This window comes from Pandoraea commovens, assembly GCF_902459615.1.
GTDB classification, from domain to species: Bacteria; Pseudomonadota; Gammaproteobacteria; order Burkholderiales; family Burkholderiaceae; genus Pandoraea; species Pandoraea commovens.
The window spans coordinates 1-1,910 of record NZ_CABPSA010000020.1; the positions used below are offsets into that span (position 1 = coordinate 1).

Consider the following 1,910-nt stretch of genomic DNA (forward strand, 5'->3'; position numbering starts at 1 on the left):
CCATGGTCAACGTGGCCAATGGTACCGACGTTCACGTGCGGCTTAGTCCGCTCGAATTTTTCCTTTGCCATTTCCGACTCCTAACGGGTTATCTATTGCCGAGGTTGCTCGGCATGTTGATTGCCGCGCTTCACTATCTTTTGGTGCCCATGGGCAGGATCGAACTGCCGACCTCTCCCTTACCAAGGGAGTGCTCTACCACTGAGCCACATGGGCGAATCCTGTACTACTGCTTCTGCGTGTCACCTGGAGCGGGTGAAGGGAATCGAACCCTCGTCATAAGCTTGGAAGGCTTCTGCTCTACCATTGAGCTACACCCGCTTGGATTTCGACTCTCGCCACTTGGTAACAAGCGCCGGAGAACTTATGTTTCCGGCGCTCATCACTTCCGCATTCTGGTGGAGGAGGTTGGATTCGAACCAACGTAGGCGTAAGCCAACAGATTTACAGTCTGCCCCCTTTAGCCACTCGGGCACCCCTCCGCAGAGAATTTGCAATTATGGAGATGTCCCCCTGCCTTGTCAACACCTTCCACGCATTAAATATGCAGTTTCTATGCCTGCGGCCCAGAAAAATTCACGAGAACGCGGCAACTCTTTGATTTGTTGGATTATCTTGATTTTCGGATAATCGACAGCAGGCGGTTAGCGAGCGCCCGCCAACAGTCGTCTGCGCAAAACGTCCATGTGGCTGTTCAGGCAGTCTCTTCCCATGTGAAATTCTCGCCGCAGCTTTTGTGCGAGGCTTCGTTCTGCCTTTCGGCGGCCGGTGATCGTGGTACCGAGATCGTTGCCCACGTCCACCACAATGTCTGGCGACATCGAAATCATGCGGACGCCGTGCTCCCAATTGCGGTTCAGCATGTCGTCGACCGGATGGATCATCCGTTTAGCGTAGTCCAATAGGGCCAACGCGGCGTCGCGACGGATAAGGTAGCCTTGTGTGCCGCCAGGCTGCTTGCGGTGGTCATGGAGGATGCCGCCATCCGGGAGCTCACCCACCTTCCAACGCCCGGAATCTCCACCACTCTTTAAACGCATGATGCCCCAGCGGATCGAGACATCCAGCGCCGCGGCAAGGCGCCCAGAGAAGTCATGCGTCAGCTCGATGTCATCCTCCAGGACACACCAGATATCGTCATTGGAGCGCGCCAGCGCTTCCCAGATTCGATAGTGACTGTCATAGCAGCCCACTTCCCCGAGCGTCAGGTGGCTGGAATACATTTTGAGGCGAGTCGCTTCGTCGTACGTCGCCGGATATTGGTCAATGCGCTGCGCATCGAAGAATCTGAACGGGACGCCCGCTTTGGTCAGTTGCGCAGTGATATGAGCGCGACGCTCATGGCTGTCGACTAATGACACGACGATAACGGGAGGAAGACGCAACCCCGGGATGCACGTCTGGTTCATTTTTCTATGGTCTACGTGAGCATCGCGTCGAGAATGCGAAACGCTCATATTGCTGTTCGAAACGGATGACAGCATAAACCGCAAATATGTCGAATTGCCAACTCAGCCATGCACTTTCAGAGTCGTCTTATACGAACTGAGCGCCTTCCTTTCCGCTCTTCAAGCACTCATCACGAACAGTCATTTCCCGCGGTGAAAGGGGCAGAAAGGCGGACGGATAAGGCTATCGGCAGAGTCCGTCCTGGCGCGATTCGACAGGAATGAGAGCAGGACTGGTGTTGGCCTAAGACGGGATGAGTTGTTTGAATCACGTCAATGAACCCCGCATGCTTCGCCGAAGGGCGACGTCGCGCCAGGGCTCGCAAATCCGTTGATCGCTCGGCGCATCCGTGGATGGATTGAAGGAGGGCACAAAGCGTCAACGCAAAGCAAAAACCCCTTGCTACGTTTGTAGCAAGGGGTTTTTAAGGGGAGCCTGACGATTACCTACTTTCACACGGG

The 1,910-nt window shown here is 55.1% G+C and carries 1 protein-coding gene, 3 tRNA genes and 1 pseudogene; all 5 read right to left on the reverse strand.

From position 1 onward, the window contains the following. Window positions 1-71: pseudogene (locus PCO31010_RS27245) on the reverse strand (GTP-binding protein); the annotation flags it as partial. 70 nt (window positions 72-141) lie between these two features. Next, a tRNA-Thr gene (locus PCO31010_RS26460) sits at window positions 142-216 on the reverse strand. Window positions 217-247: 31 nt separating this feature from the next. Further along, a tRNA-Gly gene (locus PCO31010_RS26465) sits at window positions 248-321 on the reverse strand. Window positions 322-396: 75 nt separating this feature from the next. Then, window positions 397-482, reverse strand: a tRNA-Tyr gene (locus tag PCO31010_RS26470). A 162-nt stretch (window positions 483-644) separates the two neighbouring features. Beyond that, window positions 645-1,409, reverse strand: a complete 765-nt coding sequence (locus tag PCO31010_RS26475) for a glycosyltransferase family 25 protein (RefSeq protein ID WP_174985230.1) — start codon at window positions 1,407-1,409, stop codon at window positions 645-647. Window positions 1,410-1,910: the final 501 nt, after the last annotated feature.

What these genes read in the sequence shown, in the direction of transcription:
- PCO31010_RS26475 (WP_174985230.1), bottom strand. Translation starts at nt 1,409, where the DNA reads ATGAACCAGACGTGCATCCCGGGGTTGCGTCTTCCTCCCGTTATCGTC.